Here is a 20,688-nt window from a genome sequence, read left to right on the forward strand (position 1 = left end):
AAAAGTTGTGGGTTACGCACCCACAACTTTTTTTATTTCGGTACTCGCGTCTTGCGAATCATATCGAGCTTTAAGTCCCATAGAGGCTTACTGAACGTCACTGAATACACTTCTGGCAAACGGAGACGCTTATACTCTTCCCACAGTCCGTTCATCTGTTCGTGATGATACGTACGAATCTCACTCGTGCTAGGAAGATCGTATACCCGTTTTCCGTCAAGGAAGATTGGTTGCAACAAGCGTTTCACGTTGAAGTTGCGTGTCTTGATCTTGAAGGCCGGGTCACGGACATCGATCAAGTCAATCTCGGTGTACGATTCGACCAGTTCATCAGCGAGGGCGATATAGTCGCCTTTGAACTTTTTCGTTTCGTTGTCGATGATGCGATACAACTCTTTCTTGTGAGGTGTCGTCGTCTTCACTTTGGAAGAAGACACTTTGATGACCGGTTTCAGTTCTCCGGACTCATCCTCGCGTGCGACCAATTTATATACCATCCCGAGTGCAGGTTGTTCGTAGGCTGTGATGCCGCGCGTCCCAACAAGGAACGTATCGGCTTCAGCGCCTTGCATCCGTAAGTCTTGGATGACATACTCATCCAAATCACCAGAGACGACGATTTTGACGTAGTCAAGTCCTGCTTCATTCAACGCCTTCCGAGCACGTTTCGATAGGTAGGCGAGGTCTCCGGAGTCGAGGCGTACTGACTTGAGACGATGGCCTTTCGCCTCTAATTCTTTCGCGACCGTAATCGCGTTCGGAAGACCGGACTTGAGTGTGTCATACGTGTCGATGAGGAGACTTGTGTTATCCGGATACATCTCGGCGAACGAACGGAATGCGCTCAATTCATCGTCATGGAATTGAATATCCGCATGTTCCATCGTTCCCCCTGTCGGAACATCGAAATCACGTCCGGCAGAGACGAGACTCGTCACGTCGAAACCGGCGATATACGCGGCGCGTGTCCCGTAATAAGCGGCATCGACACCTTGCGCACGGCGTGCACCGCCCTCGAGCAATGTCTCGTTCGGTGCGGCTTGACGAATTCGAGCATACTTCGTGGCGATGAGGGATTCGTGGTTCGCGATATTGAGCAGCGCTGTTTGGAACAATTTTGCTTCAAAGATGGTCGATTCGATTCGAACGACTTGTTCGTGTGGGAAGATGACTTCTCCTTCACGGACACTATATAGTGAACCAGTGAACTTAAAGTTTCGTAAGACGTCTTCGAATTCATCTTCGAACCCGAGTTGTTGTTTCAAGTAGGCGATATCTTCTTCTGTGAACGAGACGTTCTCTAAATAGTGAACGATGTTCTCGAGTCCGGCAAAGACGACATAACCGCCGCTAAACGGATTTGAACGATAGTAAAGGTCAAAGACGACCTGTTCATTATGGCGACCTTGCTTCCAGTAGATATACATCCAGCGTGGAAGATAGAGATCCGTGTGAAGTGCTAAATTACGATGTAACATATGGTTTCCTTTCTGTTTTACGTCACTTTCCGACGACGGTCGCACCGAGTGTCGTGACGAAATGTTCGAGCGCCCATTCATGTCCGACCGGATTGAAACTCTGGACGGCATCAGCATGGACGACGATTTGATAACCGAGGTTGTAGGCATCTACGGCCGTGTGAAGCACACAAATATCTGTACAGACACCGACGAGATGAACTTCAGTGATTCCGCGTTCCCGAAGACGCAGGTCAAGATCAGTTCCGGCGAAGGCGCTGTAACGTGTCTTATCAATCCAATGATCTGCTTGTTTCGACGCTTCTTTCACGGCACCGTACAATTCACGACCCTCTGTCCCACGGATATTGTGCGGAGGGAATAACGTTGTTTCGGGGTGGAATGTGTCACCTGCATCATGGACATCGTTCGCGATGACAACATAATCCTCCGCTGCGAACGTCCCTATCAATTCGACGATTCGTTCTTCAATCTCTTGCCCGGGTTTCCCACAAGTCAAACGACCACTGTCTGCGATAAAATCAAATGTATAATCAATGACAATCAATGCACGCATGGGAGATGCTCCTCTCTCGTATTCAAAATGGTGGTTATCCACCTCATTCTAAATCATTATACATCATGCGAGGAAGATTATTTTTCTCTAGTGTGGGTAGTAAAAGAGAGTAGAACGTATAGGGAAAGGGGATTGTGATGATGGTATACTCGCAAAATGAATTGACAGATGAACTGTCTCGTTTAAACGGTTGGGAAGAAGTAAATGGGGAGATTCAAAAGACATATCGGCTAGAAACGTTCCCGGAAGCCATTCAATTTGTCCATCTCGTGGCAGATTTAGCAGAGTCACTTGATCATCATCCAACTATTTTGATTGAGTATCGCGATGTGACATTGACCGTATCGACGCATGACGAAGGTGGTATTACAGAGAAAGACATCACGCTTGCGAAAGGGTGTGAGGAACTTGTCTAAACTCTTTATGACCTTTGCGTCAGGTAGTGTGGCGGATCAGTTGGCTCAAAAGCCGGGGGTGATTGCGGCGAACGGACCTGAAATGATTTTTCTTGCAGAAGGAGACAAATCTCCTTTTAGTAGCGGGAAAACATTTGAGATTGAAGAGGCGTCTGGGCAGTTTGAAAACAACGGGAACATCTTGTATGCGAATGTGCCTGCGGATGAAAACGCGCGTTCTCTTTTGTTTCATCAACTGTTGACCGAAAAAGCGCCGCTTGGCGTCGGTCATGCAGGCTTCTCGGCTTACCGGCTAGGCGTTGACCCTGACGATCATCATGCCGTCGTCTTCATTCAGTTCGCATCCGAGGGGACGCGATTCCGAGATACAACGGATTATGCAATCCTCGAAGACCGATTGAAACGGGCCGTGGAACAGCGCGGATCCGGTCCTGTCATAAAACACTATGTCGTCAGTAAGTCAGATAATCTATAATAAAAGATAACGTCATGTTAGGGGAGGATTTTTATGAACAAGAATTATTTTTGGTTGGGGATGGCAGCAGGTGCAGTCATTGGTGCAGCGGCATCACTTCTCCATAGCGAAACGCGCGATCAACAAGTGAGACAATTGAAAGGCATCAAGTCGAAGTTGAAGTCATCCAACACGTCGACTGAGGCACATGCAGTCGGTCTTCAAGCGTCATCAAAAGGCAACTTAAAAGACCGTGTCATGGAATGGAAATCGCTTTACGAAGAAAACCAAGATACGATTCAAAACCTCGTCGAAGACGTCAAAGACCTAGTCGATGCGCTTCAAGAGGCTCGTCATAAAAATCAAATCTAATCATAGGCCTGGTGCATGCGCATCAGGCTTTTTTTATTTGCCAAAACCCACGTACACCAATAAACAAGGTATCATTCTATCAACAATGAATAAAAATACAATTGACAGAATAAATATGCGTATGGTTCAATCATTTTATTCTTCTGAGGAGGTAGAGAGATGATTACGTGTGGCATCGTCGGCGTAACAGGATACGCCGGGTTGGAGTTGCTGAAGCTGATCGAGCAACATCCGACTATCCAATTAGAAAAAGCAATCAGCGACTCGAGCGCCGGGATGACCTTGTCTGAATTGTACCCGTGGTTACAAGCAGGACAGAAAACACTCGAGCCGTTTCAAGTGGACAATTTAGTCGGGATTGATGTGTTGTTTCTTGCGACACCGAGCGGCGTGTCTGCTGATTATATTCGACAGTTAGCATCTTTTCCTGGGGTGGTCATCGATTTGAGTGGGGACTTGCGATTGCCATCCGACTTGTATGAAACGTGGTACGGGAAGCCACCTGTCAACGAAGTCATTCAAACAGAGGCTGTTTACGGATTGACCGAGTGGAATCGACACAGGCTCACAGACGCGAAATGGATTTCGAATCCGGGTTGTTATGCGACCGCTGTCTCGCTCGCCTTATTGCCATTCGTTCAAAATGACTGGATTGATCCGACGCGCATCATCGTTTCGGCTTGTTCTGGAATTACAGGCGCCGGTAAAGGATTGAGTGAGAAGACCCATCACGCCAAATCGAATGAGAACGTGCAGTTATATAAAATTCATGCGCATCAGCACATTCCGGAAATCGAACAGACGTTGTACGACATGGGAGGTAAAGAAGCGACAATCTCGATGTCGACGCATTTGCTACCGATCAATCGAGGGATCATGGCAACGATCACGGTCCAGCCGAACAATCACGTGTCGGAAGATGAGTGGGTGAATCGTCTTCGAAACGCTTATAGGGATGAACCATTTATCCGGGTGCAGCGGGGAGAACCAGAAATCAAGTCAGCGGTCGGTTCGAATTACTGCGACCTTTGGGTGTATAAAGAAGAACGGACGAATCGACTGACGCTCGTCTCGGTCATCGACAATATGCAAAAAGGGGCGGCCGGACAAGCGCTACAAAATGCGAATGTTCGATTCGGATTCGAGGAGACACTCGGACTATTGAATCAACCACAATACATTTAGGAGGATGAAGCATGATCGACATCATGGCGACCCAGAAGCCGGGCATCGTATCACCGAAAGGATTTCAAGCGTGTGGCATCCATGCAGGACTAAAACGAAAGCGTAAAGATTTGGCGCTACTCGTTTGTGAGCGATTGGCCAGCACGGCGGCCGTCTATACGACGAACCACTTTCAAGCGGCACCGATTCAAGTGACGAAAGTATCACTGGCTGCATCAAATGGATATCTGCGAGCAGCATTGATCAATAGTGGGAACGCGAATGCCTGTACAGGAGATCAGGGATTAGAGGATGCCTACACGATGCGCGACATGACCGCAACACATATAGGTGTGAAACCGGAGGAAGTGGCGATTGCCTCAACAGGCGTCATCGGACAACCACTTCCGATGGTCCCGCTCATAAAGGGGATTGGTCAACTGCAACCGACGACCGACTGGGAAGATGGACAATCGTTTGCTGAGGCTATTTTGACGACGGATACGGGAACGAAACAGACGATTGTTCAATATGACGAAGAAGAAGCGACCGTGACGATTGCGGGTGTCGCTAAAGGATCGGGCATGATTCATCCGAATATGGCGACGATGCTTGGATTCGTCACGACAGATGCCGTCATTGCACCGGAATTGTTACAGCAGACGCTAAAGAAAAGTGTCGACGCCTCGTTCAATAACATCACGGTGGACGGGGATAGCTCGACGAACGATATGGTGCTCGTCATGGCGAGTGGGGCAGTAGAAATGGAAGAGATCAAAGAGGGAACTTCGGCACATGACGCGTTCCAACAGGCGTTGACAGATGTGTGTTTAGACCTTGCCAAAGCGATTGCAAAAGATGGGGAAGGGGCGACGAAACTCATCGAAGTGAATGTCAGCGGAGCAACATCCGACCAAGAGGCTAGAGCGATTGCCAAGCAAATCGTCGGATCATCACTAGTAAAAACGGCGGTATATGGACAGGATGCCAACTGGGGGCGAATCATTGCCGCAATCGGAGCCGTGCCGTTCCCGGTAAACGTCGGAGCGATTGATATTCAAATCGGAAGTCAACTTGTTTTAAAGGACAGTACACCTGTTTGGTTTGACGAGGTGTCTGCGACCGAAGAGATGAGTCGAGACGTCGTCACCATCACGATCGATTTGCATGATGGGAATGGATTCGGCCAAGCATACGGATGTGACTTGACTTACGACTACGTCAAAATCAACGCGAGTTACCGGACATGACGAAGCGGAAAGTCATCAAACTGGGGGGCAGTGTCTGGGATTCGATGACACCTGCGTACTTTGAAGAGTGGCGGGCCTGGATGGAAGAAGGGAATGAACTGCTCATTGTCCATGGAGGCGGGCCGAAACTATCGGCGTATTGCACATCTCAACAAATTGAACCGTTGTTCTTGGACGGACGTCGTGTGACGACAGACGAGGTGTTGATTGGAGCTTGGCGTGTGTTGGCAGGGGAAATGCAGACGGATGTCGTGTCGACACTGGCGCGAAATGATATCGATGCATTTGGTTTATCGGGGGTCGACGGGAGTGCGATTTTCGGTCAACCCCTACATGGACTCGGGAAAGTCGGTGAAGTGGTTTCGATTCGAAATGACGTGTTCGAACGATTGATGGATTCCGGACATGTGCCGGTTGTGACATCGGTGATTGGTGGCATGGATGGTCCGTTGAATTGTAATGGCGATGATTGTGCGGTGGCACTTGCCGTTTCGTTGCAAGCGGATGAATTGGAACTATTGACCGATGTGAACGGTATTCGGATACACGGTGAATTTCTGCCGATGCTAAACGAACGGGACGTTCGAGAAGCCATCGCATCTGGAGAAATTAATGGAGGGATGGTACCTAAAGTAGAGGCACTCTTAAAAGCAGTGGCAGGAGGGGTCAAAAGTGCCCGAATCCGAGATGGTCGTGACGCGACGCTCGCAGGGACAAGATTATGGGAGGGGAACTATGAATTCGCTGTTACCGACATACGGACCACGAACGATTGAGATTGCGCAGGCGAGCGGGTCGTACGTGACGGATGTTTTTGGAAAGACATACTTAGACTTTGTGATGGGCATTGCCGTGTGTGGAACGGGACATCGTCATCCATACGTGCAACAGAAAATTGAAGATCAATTGAACCGGGTGTGGCATACGTCCAACCTCTATTTGATATCTGGTCAGCAGCGTGTCGCTGAAAAGTTGACGGAAGGGACGCATCTGACGCATGCCTTCTTTTGTAACAGTGGAACGGAAGCGAACGAGGCGGCCTTTAAGTTAGTGCGAAAGTGGACGCAGAAGACTAAAATCATCACATTCACGCAGTCGTTTCATGGACGTACATTCGCCATGCTCGGGGCGACTGGTCAAGAGAAAGTAAAACAGGGATTCGGACCGATGGTGAGTGATTTTATTCATGCACCGTTCAACGACATGGATGCTCTCAACTGGATCGATGACGAAACGTCTGCTGTTTGGCTCGAGATTGTACAAGGTGAGGGTGGCGTCGTCGTCGCAGATCCCCTGTGGTTGCAGGCGTTACAGGAAGCGGCTGACAAGTACGATGTCAAAATCGTCGTCGATGAAGTACAGACTGGAATCGCGCGTACCGGGACACGCTTCGCATACGAACAAACACCGCTCCGCCCTCATATCGTCACATTGGCGAAAGGATTGGGCAGTGGTATTCCGGTCGGCGCGATCTTGACGACGTCGGAAGCGGCGACGGTCTTTGGTCCTGGGAGCCATGGGTCGACATTCGGTGGAAATCCAGTGGCGATGGCGGCGGCAGAAGCGACGCTCGATGTCCTCTTCACACCGGAGTCTCTCAAGCATGTCACAGACATGGGGGATTATTTGAAAAAAGGACTCAATCGCTTCGTGGACGGAGAACGCTTCGTCGAAGTGAGAGGACTTGGGCTGATGATTGGGCTTGTCTCGACAGAACCAGTAAGTGAATGGGTCGCACAATTGGCAGAGGTGGGATTATTGGTCGTCATGGCGGGTCCGCACGTCATGCGTTTCCTTCCCTCGCTACTGGTTACTAAATGCGAGATTGACGAAGCGTTGACGAAACTTGAACAAATCTTACAGAAGGAGGGCGTCGTATGAACGGAAACATCAGCTTAATGAACGGCATGCATTTTGCAGGAACTTGGGAGACGAGTGCACGACGCGCAAGTGGCGAAGTCGTGTTCTTCACCGGTATGACGGGCTATCAAGAAGTGTTAACCGACCCGTCATATGCTGGACAAATCATCGCATTCACTTATCCGCTGATCGGACAATATGGACTGGAATCAGACGGGAGCGAAAGTACTCGCATTCAAGTGGCCGGTGTCCTTGTTCAAACACTTGCCGACGCTGGTGCCCAATCTGAATTAAAGGATTGGTTAGAGCAGGAAGGGATTCCGGTACTGTCACAAGTTGATGTGCGTGCGCTCGTTCATGTGTTACGTGATGAAGGTGATCAATTCGGGATCATGTCAGCGGAAAAACATGAATCGATGGTAGTTCCAGAGCGTTATCACCTGACAGAGTATGTCACGACGACGTCGCTCGTTCAGGAAGGAGACGGGGAGAAAGGGCATGTCGTTTGCCTCGACTTCGGGGTGAAGTCCTCGATGGTTGGTGAAATCGTGAAACGTGGGTATCGCGTGACGAGTGTTCCGTACCATACATCAAAAGAGATCATCGAGGGATTACGACCGGACGGCATTTTAGTATCGAATGGACCTGGGGACCCGCGAGAGCATCTCGGGCAAATTGAAGTCATCCGGGAATTAGCGTTATCGTATCCGACACTCGGGATTTGCATGGGGCATCAACTGCTCGCACTCGCATTCGGTTGCAAGATTGAAAAGCAAACCTACGGACATCGTGGTTCGAATCATCCGGTCCGAAACGTCAAGACGAACGACGTATGGATGACTTCGCAAAACCACGGGTATGTGGTCGAGCGTACGAGTATCGAACAGAGCCCGCTTGAATTGCTGTATGAGAACGTGAACGATCACTCGGTGGAAGGATTGATCCATCCGAATGCATCCATTTTCACGACACAGTTCCATCCGGAGGCGAGTCCTGGACCAACGGACGCGCAGTCCGTCTTCGACCGTTTTGATGAAATGATTCAAGAAGGAGTGAACGTGTATGCATAAAAAAGTACTCGTAATCGGCTCAGGTCCCATCGTGATTGGGCAGGCCGCAGAGTTTGATTATTCCGGAACACAGGCGTGCCAAGCGCTTCGTGAAGCTGGGTGTGAAGTAGTCTTATTGAACTCCAATCCTGCCACAATCATGACGGACCCAGGAATGGCGGACGCGACGTATATTGAGGCGATGACCGTTCAAAAAGCAATCGACATCATCGAGAAGGAACGTCCGACGCACGTCCTCGCGACGGTCGGGGGACAGACAGCATTGAACTTGGCTCTTGATCTCGAAGAAGCCGACGTGTTGGCACGATATGGAATCGAACTACTCGGTACGTCACTCGACACGATTCGTGACGGGGAAGACCGTGAGCGGTTCAAGCAAAAGATGGAGCTGTTGAACGAGCCGATCCCGACATCGACGACGATTGAGACGATTGAAGAACTGACAGATTTCATCGAAACGACAGGTGTGCCACTCATCGTCCGTCCAGCGTTCACGCTCGGTGGGACCGGCGGTGGGATTGCGATGACGGAGGATGAGGCGTATACGATGGCACGTCGGGGTCTGGAAGCGAGTCCAATCTCACAATGTTTGGTCGAGAAGAGCATCGCTGGTTATAAAGAATTTGAATACGAGGTCATGCGTGATGCGTTCGGAACGTGCATCATCGTCTGCAACATGGAAAACATCGATCCGGTCGGTGTGCATACAGGAGACTCGGTCGTGTTTGCTCCGGCACAAACCTTATCGGACCAAATGCATCAGACGTTACGGAGTGCGGCGTTTCGAATCGTATCCGAACTCGGTGTGATTGGTGGATGTAACATTCAGTTTGCGGTTCATCCGACGAAGTCAGAGTACTACGTGATTGAAGTGAATCCTCGTGTCTCTCGAAGTTCGGCCCTTGCGTCAAAAGCGACCGGTTATCCGATTGCCAAAATTGCGACACGTCTCGCTTTGGGTGAACCGTTAGATCGCTGTATCAATCCAATTACAACGAATACGATGGCAAGTTTTGAACCGGCACTTGATTACATTACAGCGAAAGTACCATGTTTCCCGTTCGACTTGTTCGCGGAGACAGACCGTGCCCTCGGACCACAGATGAAGGCGACCGGCGAGAGTATGGCGATGGGGAAAACATTAGAAGAAGCGTTACAAAAGGCATGGCGTGGTGCCGGGATTGAACAGTCACCGCTTTATCCGAAGTGGATGCAGGAAGCCGCGGTCGACGTCTTGATGAATGAAGTCGAGGCACCGACCGATCGTCGATTGCACGCTTGTCTCGCCTTGCTTGACCGTGAGTTGATGTCGGCCGATGCATTACAGCAGATTACAGGTATCACCCCTCATTTCATTCACATGTTAAAACGACTCATTCAGATGACGAAGGAGGATTTGACGAATCCGATTCAGTTGCTTCAAGCAAAGCGACTCGGGTTCACGGACGCACAAATTGCCGACGTGATGCACATGCAAGTGGAAGACATCAAAGCGCTCCGAGAAGCGGCTTCCATTCAACCGATATATCAGATGATCGATACATGCGCAGCCGAGTTTAAAAGTAAGACCCCTTATTTTTACGGCTCGTGGCACGGGACGTCGGAGGTGGAGTCGAGTGACACGCGAAAGGTGGCCATCATTGGGGCTGGTCCGATTCGAATCGGTCAAGGGATTGAGTTCGATTACAGTTCGGTACATGCGGTCTGGGCCCTTCAAAAACGTGGTGTCGAAACCATCATGATCAATAACAACCCGGAGACCGTGTCGACCGACTTCTCGATTGCGGACAAACTGTACGTCGAACCGCTGACGAGCGAAGACGTCATGAACGTGTTAGAAGCAGAAGGGTGCCGGGATGTCTTGATTCAGTTCGGTGGACAGACGGGGATTGCACTCGCTCATGATTTAGAAGCGGCGGGGTATCACTTGCTCGGTGCATCCGCAAACACCATTGACCAAATGGAAGACCGGGAACGTTTCTACCAATTCCTTGATTCGATTGAAGTCGAACATATCCCGGGTGAAGAAGTCACTTCCCCAACACAGTTGCATGATGCCGTTCAAAAGCTTGGCTATCCATGTATCCTGCGCCCGTCCTACGTAATTGGAGGGAAAGGAATGCTACTCATTCGTTCAGAGGAACAGTTGGAAGAGGCGTTACAGACCCTTTCCTATCCAACGCTAGTGGATCAATACGTCGCTGGGCGTGAGCTCGAAGTGGATTGTGTGACGGACGGAGAAACGGTATATGTGCCGGTCGTCCTGGAACAAATCGAAGCGGCAGGTGTTCACTCGGGAGACTCGACGATGGTCTTGCCACCAGTTGAGACGAGTTTGTCGATTCAAGAACAAGTGGAGTCGATTGCGAAACGAATTGGACAGGCGCTCGATTACAAGGGAGCCCTAAACATTCAGTTCGTGTTGAAGGAAGACACGATTTACGTCCTTGAAATCAATCCGCGTGCGTCACGGACCGTGCCGATTGTCAGCAAAGTGACGGGTGAACCATTGATCGAATGGGCGACGTATGCGGCGTATGGTCTCGCATTGAAGGATTTCGTTCCGACACATCCTTCGACATTGACGAACTATGCGGTGAAGACGCCAATCTTCTCGAACGTCAAATTGCCGGGCGTCGATCCGATGACGGGTCCCGTCATGCGTTCGACCGGCGAGACGCTTCAGTTCAGTTCATCCCCATATGTGCCGGAGCGGTTCATGTATGATGCGTTGACGACACGGGTGATGAATCGTACGCAGATCGTATTTGGAAAAGGGTTTGAACATGTCGGAGATACACCACTCGCAGACGTCACTGATTTCCAAGATGTCGCTGTCCTGTTATCGGACGTAATCGAAGAGCGAGAATCACGTGAAATCGCCGTCCGTCACGGGGTGCATATCATTTCGTCCAAACAGTTAGCCCAGTATTATCAGATGAGTCAGTCACAAACCGGCAATCCGGTTCAGTCGTTACAATCCATTCAAATGAGAGAGGGAGTAGCCAAATGACAGTAAAGACGATGCAACATTTTTTAACGATGGAGGAATTGACGCCGGATACGCTCGATACGTTGATGCAATTGGCACACGAAGTAAAACGCTCGCCTCAATCTTACGCAACGGCACTGGCAGGGAAGAAAGTCGCTTTGTTATTTGAAAAGGCATCGACACGGACGCGTATGTCATTTGAAGTCGGGGTCGTCGAATTAGGTGGATACCCACTCTTCCTTAGCGGTCAAGATCTTCAAATCGGGCGTGGAGAACCGTTAACGGATACGATCCAAGTGATGAGTCGTTACGTGGACGCGCTCATGATTCGAACGTATGCGCATGAAACGGTAGAGACGTTGGCGCAACACGGTTCGATTCCAATCATCAATGGGCTGACGGACTTGCATCATCCGTGCCAAGTCCTCGCGGATTTATTGACGATTGAAGAGCAGTTCGGGAGTCGTGCCGGAAAAGTGTTGACGTATATCGGAGACGGCAATAATATGGCCCACTCGCTCATGATTGGTGGGGCACTGAGTGGGATGCATATCCGCATCGCCTCACCGAACGGATATACCGTTGATCAAATCATTTATGAAACGTCGCAGAAGTTGGCCGCATCGACCGGGGGAAGCATCACGTTGTTTGAAGACCCGTCGCTTGCTATGAACGAGGCGGATGTTGTCTACACGGACGTCTTTGCGAGCATGGGGCAGGAGGAGGAAGCCGAGGAGCGTCTATTGAAGTTTAACGGGTTTCAAGTGAATGAAGAGTTGATGGCTCTTGCAAACACCGACGCCATCTTCCTTCACTGTTTGCCGGCACATCGCGGGGAAGAAGTGACAGCCGGTGTGATCGATGGACCGCAGTCATGGGTGTTTGATCAAGCCGAGAATCGTTTGCATGCACAAAAGGCATTGATGCTGACATTGTTGACGTAACGACAAAGGGTGACACGCGAAGTGTCACCCTTTTGTTATAGGAATCGCGCCAATAAACCAAAGATCGCTAGTCCGATGATGATGTAGAAGAACCATTTCCCGTCACCGGAGTGAATGACAGGAGGTGCGTACGAACGTTGTTTATAAGGTCCGTAGCGAGTCGGTCTTGTGTACGGAACAGTGAATCGTGAGAGCGGGATGGCGAGTAAGAATCCTGCCAAGAAACCGTACACGTGTCCCCAAAGCGACACATTCGATCCAATCAATGTGAAGACGGCGCTGATGGCGACAAAGATATAGACCAAGCGGGCATCTTGGCTATACATCAATGTCCGGCGGAAGCGTCCGATAAATACGTAAAATCCGAGGACGGCCAAGATGGCACCTGACGCACCGGCTTGTAAATAAAATAAGTTGCTGACGGTAAAATACGTAAACAAGTTAGCAAGTGCTCCGGCAAATACATAAAACAAGGCAAATTTCACGTGTCCGACCATTCGTTCCATCGCCGGTCCGAAGATGATCAGCGCGAACGAGTTGAACAGCAAGTGGCCGAGACTCAAATGAATGAAGTTGGCCGTGACCAAGCGGTACCATTGCCCGTCCGCCAGTGCCAAATGGAACGACCCTCCCGTCGCCACGATTCGTAAGCCAGGAGCGAAAGAATCGATGACAAACACAAGGAGTTGGATTACAATGAACAGCGTTACGAGTGGATATGCCCGTACAAACGTTTGTACATTTTCCGTACGACTAAACATAACATCACCTCTTTCCTCAATTGTATAAGGAAACGGGGAAAAAAGGAAAGGAGCGAGTGTCCTGTGATTGTAGGAATCGGAGTCGATATCGTCGAGCTTGATCGGATGGCTCGCTCGATGAAACAACCACGTTTTTTAAAACGGCTGCTTACCGATGCAGAATATGAGTTGTCTCAACAGTATCCACTTCCACGTCAAATCGAATTTGTCTCAGGTCGCTTTGCCGCAAAAGAGGCTTACGCCAAGGCGATCGGGACTGGCATCGCACGCGGTTTATCGTGGCGTCATATAGAAATTTTACCGGATGAGACAGGCCGACCTGTCATGACCGCGCCGTTTGCGGGGAAGATTCATGTCAGCATCAGCCACAGTCAAACTTATGCCATCGCACAAGTCATCTTAGAAGAGGAGGGACAACATGTTACGTCCTAGTCGAATCGAGATTGATCGGGCGGCCATCGCCCATAATATAAAAGAATTAACAAGACGGATTCCGCAGGACCTCATGGCGGTCGTCAAAGCGAATGCCTACGGACACGGGGCCGTCGAAGTGGCGAAAATCGCCCTCGAGAATGGGGCGACGATGCTAGGGGTCGCATTACTCGAGGAAGCAATCGAACTTCGGGATGCAGGAATTGAGGCACCCATTCTTGTCATGGAAGCACAATTCCCGGAATATGCCGGAGTGGCGGCAGAACAGGGCATCACGCTATCTGTATTTTCTGCTGAATGGTTACAAGAGGCTGCTCCTTATATAGAAGAAAAACCGTTGACGGTTCATATCAAAGTGGATACCGGAATGGGACGTCTCGGCCTACGCACCCGTGAACAATTAGATGCCTTACTTGAAGAAGCGAACGACTTATTTGTCATTGAAGGCATCTACACTCATTTTGCGACGGCGGATGAACTTGATAGCGACTTGTACTTCACACAACAAGAACGGTTCGAACGCTTAATGGATGGACTGCATGAGCAGTTCCGCTATATCCATACGTCGAACTCGGCCGGGGCCATCCGGATGGCGGGACAAGACGTTCCTTATAATCTGGTTCGTGTCGGCATCGCGCTCTATGGGTTATATCCATCACATGAGATGGAGACGTTCTATTCGTTCCTGCGTCCGGCTTTCACGCTAAAAAGTCAGCTCATGCAGGTGAAACTGCTAGAGGCAGGTCAGACAATCAGTTACGGTGCGACGTATACGACGTCAGCCGATGAATGGATTGGTACGGTCCCGGTCGGTTATGCGGATGGATGGTTACGCAAGGCGAGTGGATTTGAAGTGGAGGTCAACGGGGTCCGTTGCCCAATCGTGGGACGCGTCTGTATGGATCGTTTCATGATCCGACTTCCAGAAGAGTTTCCTGTCGGGACGGATGTGACCCTTGTTGGTGGAAACGTCACCATTGATGAACTGGCGTCTTATCTTGGGACCATCAACTATGAGATCGTCTGCCAATTTACGAGCCGATTGCCGCGTCTTTATGTGTGAATCATAAATCGTGTGAAATTATCTGAATTCTTTCTCGATTTCTCTATATTTTCCCATTCCCGCGTGTTATATTGATAAAGAACGCGGGAGATTTTCCGCCAGTCCATGAAACGATTCTGGAGGTGTAAGATGTTGAAGCAGCGAACTGCGGGTGCGCTAGCGTCCGTCCCAGATCGGTTCTCGCAACAAGGGGGTCCGATTTCGATGAAAGACCGTGAAACACTGTCCTTGAACGATGTAGTGACATACTTGTCTAAAGAAATTGCTGATCGACAACAAGCACTGCGTGAAGAATTGGCGAAAGGCTATCAAGAGATGGCCGCGTTTAACTTGAATATGGCAGAAGAGATGCTCACGATTGAAACCGAAGCCGAACACGCTCTCTTACGTCAAGTAAGTGGGGTGTGAGCAGCGTGATCGTAAAGCGTGGTGACGTGTTTTATGCGAATCTGTCGCCCGTAGTCGGCTCAGAGCAAGGTGGCGTTCGACCCGTTCTCATCGTACAGAACGACATCGGCAATCGCTTTAGCCCGACCGTCATTGTCGCTGCGATTACAGCTCAGATTCAAAAAGCAAAACTGCCGACTCATGTGGAAGTATATCAAGAGAAGCACGGGCTCGAACGAGACTCTGTGATTTTGCTTGAACAGATTCGAACGATTGATAAGCGTCGTCTGACGGATAAAGTCACTCATCTCGATGATGAGACGATGCATAAAGTGGACAGAGCGCTAGAGATCAGTATGGGATTGATCCCTCTCTAGCCTTACATAGATAAGACTGGTACATAGGTATCGGTCTTTTTTTAAACTTTTTTTAAAAAAGTGGTTTAAGATTTTGTTGAAGGGGAATTTAAGTTAATCGTACTCAATTTTTCTGTACGGACATTTAGGAGGGAATAGACGATGGATTTAGCGATTCGCGAGCAAGTCATTGGAGAACAATTACACCTTTACGTATCCGGAGAAGTGGATACATATACTGCACCAAAATTGAAAGAAGTATTGCACCCGGCCATCAGTGAACAAGACGTGGTCGTTCATTTAGACGAAGTGGAGTATATGGATTCGACAGGTCTTGGCGTGTTCGTAGGGGCATTGAAAATTGCCACACGCAACGAGAAAGAATTGTCACTTGTCGGAGTTACAGACCGAGTCAATCGTCTATTCGAATTGACGGGTCTTCACAAACTTCTTTCTATTAATTCGAACGTAAGAGGTGGCACGCAATGAACAATGTTGAACAGACGGTCATGACGTTCCCGGCCAAACCCGAATATGTCGGTGTGGTTCGATTAGTCGTTTCAGGAATCGCTAACCGTATGGGATATACGTACGACGAGATCGAGGATATTAAAATCGCGGTCTCGGAAGCATGTGGCAACGCCGTCCAACATGCTTATGACGATCATCAAGATGGAGAAGTCAAACTCGCTTGTGGCGTCTATGCCGATCGTCTTGAAATCACGATTGAAGATTCAGGTAAGACGTTCGCAGACGATGTGAAGCGTCAGGCCGCTCCGGTCGAAGAGACGACCGAGATTGAATCGCTCCATGAAGGAGGACTTGGTCTCTTCTTGATCGAAGCATTAATGGACGATGTCTCGATCAATAAAGACAACGGTGTCAAAGTGACGATGACAAAACTCCTCAACAGGGACGAGGTGGATCAGAGTGCCAGCAAAATCTCAACAACGCCATCACAGTGATGACGAGGTACTAGAGTGGATTGAACGCTATCAACAAGACGATCAAAACGAAGAAGTGCAAATGCTCCTCATCAACCGCTATTCAGACCTCGTTGAAGCACTCGCCCGCAAATTCTCTCGTGGGCGTGCGATTCACGACGACCTTGTGCAAGTTGGGATGATTGGATTATTAGCGGCACTTCGTCGATTCGACCCGGAATTTGGTCGTAGTTTCGAATCGTTTGCCGTCCCGACAATCATCGGAGAAATCAAACGATTCATCCGTGACAAGACGTGGAGTGTCCACGTGCCGCGCCGGATTAAAGAGCTCGGTCCAAAGATTAAAAAGACGGTCGAAGAGTTGACGACCGAACTACAACGTTCACCACGGATCGATGAGATTGCCGATCACCTCGGTGTATCCGATGAAGAAATTCTCGAAACACTCGAGATGGGTAAGAGTTATCAAGCCTTATCGGTTGATAGTTCAATCGAAGCGGATAACGAAGGCAGCACCGTCACGTTACTCGACTTAGTCGGTAGCCAAGAGCGTGGATATGAATCGGTCGACCAACGTCTTATTCTAGAGAAGGCATTCAATGTCTTAAATGAGCGTGAACGCGCCATTTTAGAATGCGCCTACTATAAGAATATGAGTCAAAAAGAGACAGGTGAACTTCTTGGAATCTCGCAGATGCATGTGTCCCGTTTGCAACGACGAGCACTCGAAAAGCTGCGTGAAGCCATCAAGGTCCCACTCAATGAAGTATTCTCAAGCGATGACTAATCGAGTCATCGCTTTTTTGTTTGAATGTTTGCTACACTTTGGAAGAGATCAAAAAAGGAAGTGATTCAAGTGATTACGAAAGTGGCTAACGCGTTAAACTTGAAAGTGAACCAAGTCGAGACGGTTCGGCAGCTCGCATCTGAAGGGGCGACGATTCCGTTCATGGCCCGTTATCGGAAGGAAATGACGGGAAATCTAGACGAAGTCGAAATCAAAGGAATCTTAGATGCTCTTCAATATGAAGAGAGTCTACAAAAACGTAAAGCGGATGTCCTTGCTAAATTAGAAGAGTTGGAAAAAAATACGCCTGAACTAACGAAAGCGTTAGAGGCAGCGACTACGCTTCAACAAGTGGAAGACATCTACTTGCCATATCGTCCAAAACGACGGACGAAAGCAGAACAAGGACGCGAAAAAGGATTACAGCCGCTTGCGGACTGGTTCCGGGACAAATCACCTTATTCTTCGGACAAGGTAAAAGAACTTTCTCAAGACGTCGAGGTAGAAGAGGCGTTGCCACTCGTTCACGCCATCATCGGCGAAGAATGGGGAGAAGAAGCGAAACTACGTCAGATGCTTCGCGATCGTGTACGAAAAGAAGGACTCTTGCGCTCGAAGAAGAAAAAACAAGCGGAAGACGAAAAAGAGATTTTTGCGCAGTATTATGAATATGAAGAAAAAATTGCTGGGATTGTCCCACACCGCGTACTCGCCTTAAACCGTGGGGAACGTACGGATGTGCTCCAAGTGAAAGTGGTATTTGACGAGACGCGTTTCATGGATCAAGCGCTCCGTACATATGAACGACTTCCGAAAGAAAAGCGTGAAGTTGTGGAGGCAGCTGTGACAGAGGCATACAAGAAGTCAGTCTTCCCAGCTATCGAACGGGAGATTCGTGGTGAGCTGACAGAAAAGGCAGAAGAGCAGGCGATCGATGTCTTCTCGAAAAACTTGAAACAACTTTATATGCAGCCGCCCCTTCGAGAGGTCGTCGTCCTAGGGATCGACCCGGCTTATCGAACTGGTTGTAAATGGGCAGTCGTCAATGAGATTGGAAAAGTCGAAGAGGTTGGCGTCTTCTATCCGACTGCACCAAAGCACGATATCGCCGGTGCTGAAAACGTACTGACGAGACTTGCGAAGAAATACCCAATCTCGGTCATCGTCGTCGGAAACGGAACGGCGTCACGAGAGACGGAACAGTTCGTCGCCGACTGGTTGAAGAAAGCGGAACGTGACATTGCTTATGCGATCGTGAACGAAGCGGGGGCGAGTGTCTACTCGGCATCGGAAGTCGCACGAAGTGAATTCCCGGATTTGAAAGTCGAGGAACGGTCAGCCGTCTCGATTGCACGTCGAATTCAGGACGCGATGGCGGAACTCGTCAAAGTCGACCCACAATCTGTCGGTGTCGGACAATATCAGCATGACGTCAGCCAGAATAAACTGAAGGCCTCTTTAGAGTTCGTCGTCGAGAGCGTGGTCAACATGGTTGGAATCGATGTGAACCGTGCGTCCGAGTCTTTATTGACGTACGTCTCGGGACTCAATAAAACAACTGCAAAAAATATTGTGGCATACCGTGAAGAGAATGGACGCTTTGAAACGAGAAAGGAAATTAAGAAAGTTCCTCGCCTCGGAGCGAAGGCGTTTGAACAAGCGGCTGGATTCTTGCGGATCATGAACGGGAAGGACGTTCTCGATCAGACAGAGATTCACCCAGAAAGCTATCCGCTCGCGTTATCGATTTTAAAAGAAATCGGTTCTTCAAAGTCGGAGGTCGGAACGGTCGCGCTTCGAGAACGATTGCAACAAGTCGACGCCGAAGCTTTAAGTGAACGATTGGAGGCAGGTCTTCCGACAGTCGAAGATATTTTGAAGTCGTTAGCCAAACCAGGTCGTGACCCGCGGGAAGATATCCAGAAACCGTTACTACGCACAGATGTCATGAGTCTTGAAGACCTTCAAGTCGGCATGGAATTCCAAGGGACCGTTCGAAACGTCATTGATTTTGGAGCGTTCGTTGACATTGGGGTGAAACAGGATGGCTTGGTCCACATTTCGAAATTATCGAATCGCTACGTGAAACATCCGTTAGATGTCGTGGCCGTTGGTGATATCGTGACCGTGTGGATTGAACAAGTCGATGTGAATCGGGGACGAATTAGTTTAACAATGCTTGCGCCGAGCATTAAATAAGAAGAAACTCGAATCAGGTAAAATGTTTTTCATTTTACCTGATTTTTTTTAGAAAAAGTGTTGACGGTCTTTTTGTACCGTGATATCTTATAGAAGTCGCCGAGAGACGGCACGCGAAATAAACGTTTTTCTAAGAAAGTGATTGACAGGTTTCTGGTTTGCGGTTACAATATAAATCGTTACTTCGATAATTTCAAGCAACGTTCCGCAATAGCTCAGTGGTAGAGCAACCGGCTGTTAACCGGTAGGTCGTAGGTTCAAATCCTACTTGCGGAGCCATTTTATTTTGGAGACGTACCCAAGAGGCTATAAGGGGCTCCCCTGCTAAGGGAGTAGGCTGGGAAACCGGTGCGAGGGTTCGAATCCCTCCGTCTCCGCCACTTAACATTACTTAGAAGACACATAGATTGGCCCGTTGGTCAAGCGGTTAAGACACCGCCCTTTCACGGCGGTAACACGGGTTCGAATCCCGTACGGGTCACCATATATGGAGGATTAGCTCAGCTGGGAGAGCACCTGCCTTACAAGCAGGGGGTCGGCGGTTCGATCCCGTCATCCTCCACCATTTCAAATAAAAACGTAATCTGGTCTTGTGGTGTAGGGGTTAACATGCCTGCCTGTCACGCAGGAGATCGCGGGTTCGAATCCCGTCAAGACCGCCATTTACGTTGGGCTGTAGCCAAGTGGTAAGGCATCGGATTTTGATTCCGACATGCGAAGGTTCGATCCCTTCCAGCCCAGCTTTTTATTTGAGTCATTAGCTCAGTTGGTAGAGCATCTGACTTTTAATCAGAGGGTCGCAGGTTCGAGCCCTGCATGACTCACCATTTTTCTTTTTAACTTTATAAGTTGCGGTCGTGGCGGAATCGGTAGACGCGCTAGGTTGAGGGCCTAGTGGTGGTTAACACCGTGGAGGTTCAAGTCCTCTCGACCGCACCATATGCACCCTTAGCTCAGCTGGATAGAGCGTTAGACTACGAATCTAAAGGCCGGGAGTTCGAATCTCTCAGGGTGCACCATTCTTTTTATGGGCCTATAGCTCAGCCGGTTAGAGCGCACGCCTGATAAGCGTGAGGTCGGTGGTTCGAGTCCACTTAGGCCCACCATTTAAACTGACGAACTTTGAAAACTGAACGATGAGGCAAAAATAAGTTTTACAATTTTTGAATGAAGCGCAAGCTTCGTCAATTTAAGAGCTATATC

21 protein-coding genes and 10 tRNA genes are annotated in these 20,688 nt (G+C 49.3%); 28 read left to right on the forward strand and 3 right to left on the reverse strand.

The features are described from left to right. Positions 1-32 precede the first annotated feature (32 nt). Positions 33-1,478, reverse strand: coding sequence for a nicotinate phosphoribosyltransferase (locus KNO90_RS11955; protein WP_215113675.1), 1,446 nt, complete (start codon positions 1,476-1,478; stop codon positions 33-35). Positions 1,479-1,500: 22 nt separating this feature from the next. Further along, on the reverse strand, positions 1,501-2,034 hold the full coding sequence (locus tag KNO90_RS11960; protein ID WP_214742679.1) for a cysteine hydrolase family protein: 534 nt from the start codon (positions 2,032-2,034) through the stop codon (positions 1,501-1,503). Between the two features lie 140 nt (positions 2,035-2,174). On the opposite strand from KNO90_RS11960, the gene KNO90_RS11965 reads away from it, so the two are divergent. The 10 genes from KNO90_RS11965 to argF all read left to right on the forward strand — a co-directional run bounded on the left by KNO90_RS11965 (position 2,175) and on the right by argF (position 12,556). Beyond that, positions 2,175-2,450, forward strand: a complete 276-nt coding sequence (locus KNO90_RS11965) for a 4a-hydroxytetrahydrobiopterin dehydratase (protein WP_214742680.1) — start codon at positions 2,175-2,177, stop codon at positions 2,448-2,450. Next, positions 2,443-2,925: a hypothetical protein gene (locus KNO90_RS11970; RefSeq protein WP_251125863.1), complete on the forward strand. Its 483-nt coding sequence runs from the start codon at positions 2,443-2,445 to the stop codon at positions 2,923-2,925. Before KNO90_RS11965 ends, KNO90_RS11970 begins: the two co-directional genes overlap by 8 nt. Before the next feature lie 33 nt (positions 2,926-2,958). Next, on the forward strand, positions 2,959-3,276 hold the full coding sequence (locus KNO90_RS11975) for a hypothetical protein (protein ID WP_015880545.1): 318 nt from the start codon (positions 2,959-2,961) through the stop codon (positions 3,274-3,276). Between the two features lie 159 nt (positions 3,277-3,435). Further along, positions 3,436-4,461 (forward strand): N-acetyl-gamma-glutamyl-phosphate reductase, encoded by a 1,026-nt coding sequence (gene argC, locus KNO90_RS11980; RefSeq protein WP_214742681.1) that lies wholly within the window; start codon positions 3,436-3,438, stop codon positions 4,459-4,461. An 11-nt stretch (positions 4,462-4,472) separates the two neighbouring features. Continuing rightward, positions 4,473-5,690 carry a bifunctional glutamate N-acetyltransferase/amino-acid acetyltransferase ArgJ gene (argJ, locus tag KNO90_RS11985; RefSeq protein ID WP_215113676.1) on the forward strand — a complete coding sequence of 406 codons (1,218 nt, stop codon included), beginning with the start codon at positions 4,473-4,475 and terminating at the stop codon, positions 5,688-5,690. Next, positions 5,687-6,466: an acetylglutamate kinase gene (gene argB, locus KNO90_RS11990; RefSeq protein ID WP_215113677.1), complete on the forward strand. Its 780-nt coding sequence runs from the start codon at positions 5,687-5,689 to the stop codon at positions 6,464-6,466. The genes argJ and argB overlap by 4 nt, the downstream gene beginning before the upstream one ends. Further along, positions 6,426-7,571 (forward strand): acetylornithine transaminase, encoded by a 1,146-nt coding sequence (locus KNO90_RS11995; RefSeq protein WP_215113678.1) that lies wholly within the window; start codon positions 6,426-6,428, stop codon positions 7,569-7,571. Before argB ends, KNO90_RS11995 begins: the two co-directional genes overlap by 41 nt. Then, complete coding sequence (locus tag KNO90_RS12000) at positions 7,568-8,620, forward strand: carbamoyl phosphate synthase small subunit (protein WP_215113679.1); 1,053 nt, start codon at positions 7,568-7,570, stop codon at positions 8,618-8,620. The genes KNO90_RS11995 and KNO90_RS12000 overlap by 4 nt, the downstream gene beginning before the upstream one ends. Further along, a complete protein-coding gene (carB, locus tag KNO90_RS12005; RefSeq protein ID WP_215113680.1) occupies positions 8,613-11,633 on the forward strand; it encodes a carbamoyl-phosphate synthase (glutamine-hydrolyzing) large subunit in 3,021 nt (1,006 codons plus the stop codon). Before KNO90_RS12000 ends, carB begins: the two co-directional genes overlap by 8 nt. Then, positions 11,630-12,556 (forward strand): ornithine carbamoyltransferase, encoded by a 927-nt coding sequence (gene argF / locus KNO90_RS12010; RefSeq protein WP_215113681.1) that lies wholly within the window; start codon positions 11,630-11,632, stop codon positions 12,554-12,556. Before carB ends, argF begins: the two co-directional genes overlap by 4 nt. Positions 12,557-12,591: 35 nt before the next feature. Here the strand turns inward: argF and KNO90_RS12015 are convergent, their stop codons facing one another. Further along, positions 12,592-13,317, reverse strand: coding sequence for a rhomboid family intramembrane serine protease (locus KNO90_RS12015; RefSeq protein ID WP_214742688.1), 726 nt, complete (start codon positions 13,315-13,317; stop codon positions 12,592-12,594). Positions 13,318-13,380: 63 nt separating this feature from the next. On the opposite strand from KNO90_RS12015, the gene acpS reads away from it, so the two are divergent. The 18 genes from acpS (at position 13,381) to KNO90_RS12105 (ending at position 20,591) form a co-directional block, all read left to right on the forward strand. Further along, complete coding sequence (gene acpS / locus KNO90_RS12020; RefSeq protein WP_215113682.1) at positions 13,381-13,749, forward strand: holo-ACP synthase; 369 nt, start codon at positions 13,381-13,383, stop codon at positions 13,747-13,749. Continuing rightward, positions 13,736-14,812, forward strand: coding sequence for an alanine racemase (alr, locus tag KNO90_RS12025; RefSeq protein ID WP_215113683.1), 1,077 nt, complete (start codon positions 13,736-13,738; stop codon positions 14,810-14,812). The genes acpS and alr overlap by 14 nt, the downstream gene beginning before the upstream one ends. 129 nt (positions 14,813-14,941) lie before the next feature. Next, complete coding sequence (locus KNO90_RS12030; protein WP_214742691.1) at positions 14,942-15,220, forward strand: hypothetical protein; 279 nt, start codon at positions 14,942-14,944, stop codon at positions 15,218-15,220. A gap of 5 nt (positions 15,221-15,225) precedes the next feature. Then, the gene (locus KNO90_RS12035) at positions 15,226-15,576 is read left to right on the forward strand and encodes a type II toxin-antitoxin system PemK/MazF family toxin (RefSeq protein ID WP_026824472.1); all 351 of its coding nucleotides are present in this window, start codon (positions 15,226-15,228) and stop codon (positions 15,574-15,576) included. Between the two features lie 141 nt (positions 15,577-15,717). Next, positions 15,718-16,044: an STAS domain-containing protein gene (locus KNO90_RS12040; RefSeq protein WP_015880558.1), complete on the forward strand. Its 327-nt coding sequence runs from the start codon at positions 15,718-15,720 to the stop codon at positions 16,042-16,044. Beyond that, positions 16,041-16,520, forward strand: a complete 480-nt coding sequence (rsbW, locus tag KNO90_RS12045) for an anti-sigma B factor RsbW (RefSeq protein ID WP_015880559.1) — start codon at positions 16,041-16,043, stop codon at positions 16,518-16,520. Before KNO90_RS12040 ends, rsbW begins: the two co-directional genes overlap by 4 nt. Then, complete coding sequence (sigB, locus tag KNO90_RS12050) at positions 16,486-17,286, forward strand: RNA polymerase sigma factor SigB (protein WP_015880560.1); 801 nt, start codon at positions 16,486-16,488, stop codon at positions 17,284-17,286. Before rsbW ends, sigB begins: the two co-directional genes overlap by 35 nt. A 69-nt stretch (positions 17,287-17,355) precedes the next feature. Further along, a complete protein-coding gene (locus tag KNO90_RS12055; protein ID WP_215113684.1) occupies positions 17,356-19,485 on the forward strand; it encodes a Tex family protein in 2,130 nt (709 codons plus the stop codon). 204 nt (positions 19,486-19,689) lie between these two features. Further along, positions 19,690-19,764 (forward strand) — tRNA-Asn (locus KNO90_RS12060). A 9-nt stretch (positions 19,765-19,773) separates the two neighbouring features. Then, positions 19,774-19,865, forward strand: a tRNA-Ser gene (locus tag KNO90_RS12065). 29 nt (positions 19,866-19,894) lie between these two features. Then, positions 19,895-19,969: transfer RNA gene (locus KNO90_RS12070), tRNA-Glu, on the forward strand. A gap of 5 nt (positions 19,970-19,974) precedes the next feature. Then, positions 19,975-20,050, forward strand: a tRNA-Val gene (locus tag KNO90_RS12075). A 21-nt stretch (positions 20,051-20,071) separates the two neighbouring features. Further along, positions 20,072-20,147 (forward strand) — tRNA-Asp (locus KNO90_RS12080). 7 nt (positions 20,148-20,154) lie between these two features. Continuing rightward, a tRNA-Gln gene (locus tag KNO90_RS12085) sits at positions 20,155-20,226 on the forward strand. A 10-nt stretch (positions 20,227-20,236) separates the two neighbouring features. After that, positions 20,237-20,312, forward strand: a tRNA-Lys gene (locus KNO90_RS12090). A 24-nt stretch (positions 20,313-20,336) separates the two neighbouring features. Further along, positions 20,337-20,424 (forward strand) — tRNA-Leu (locus KNO90_RS12095). A gap of 3 nt (positions 20,425-20,427) precedes the next feature. Beyond that, positions 20,428-20,504 (forward strand) — tRNA-Arg (locus KNO90_RS12100). 10 nt (positions 20,505-20,514) lie between these two features. Then, positions 20,515-20,591, forward strand: a tRNA-Ile gene (locus KNO90_RS12105). Positions 20,592-20,688: the final 97 nt, after the last annotated feature.

Origin of the sequence: Exiguobacterium sp. s63 (assembly GCF_018617335.1) — a bacterium.
In the GTDB taxonomy this organism is placed as follows: Bacteria; Bacillota; Bacilli; order Exiguobacteriales; family Exiguobacteriaceae; genus Exiguobacterium.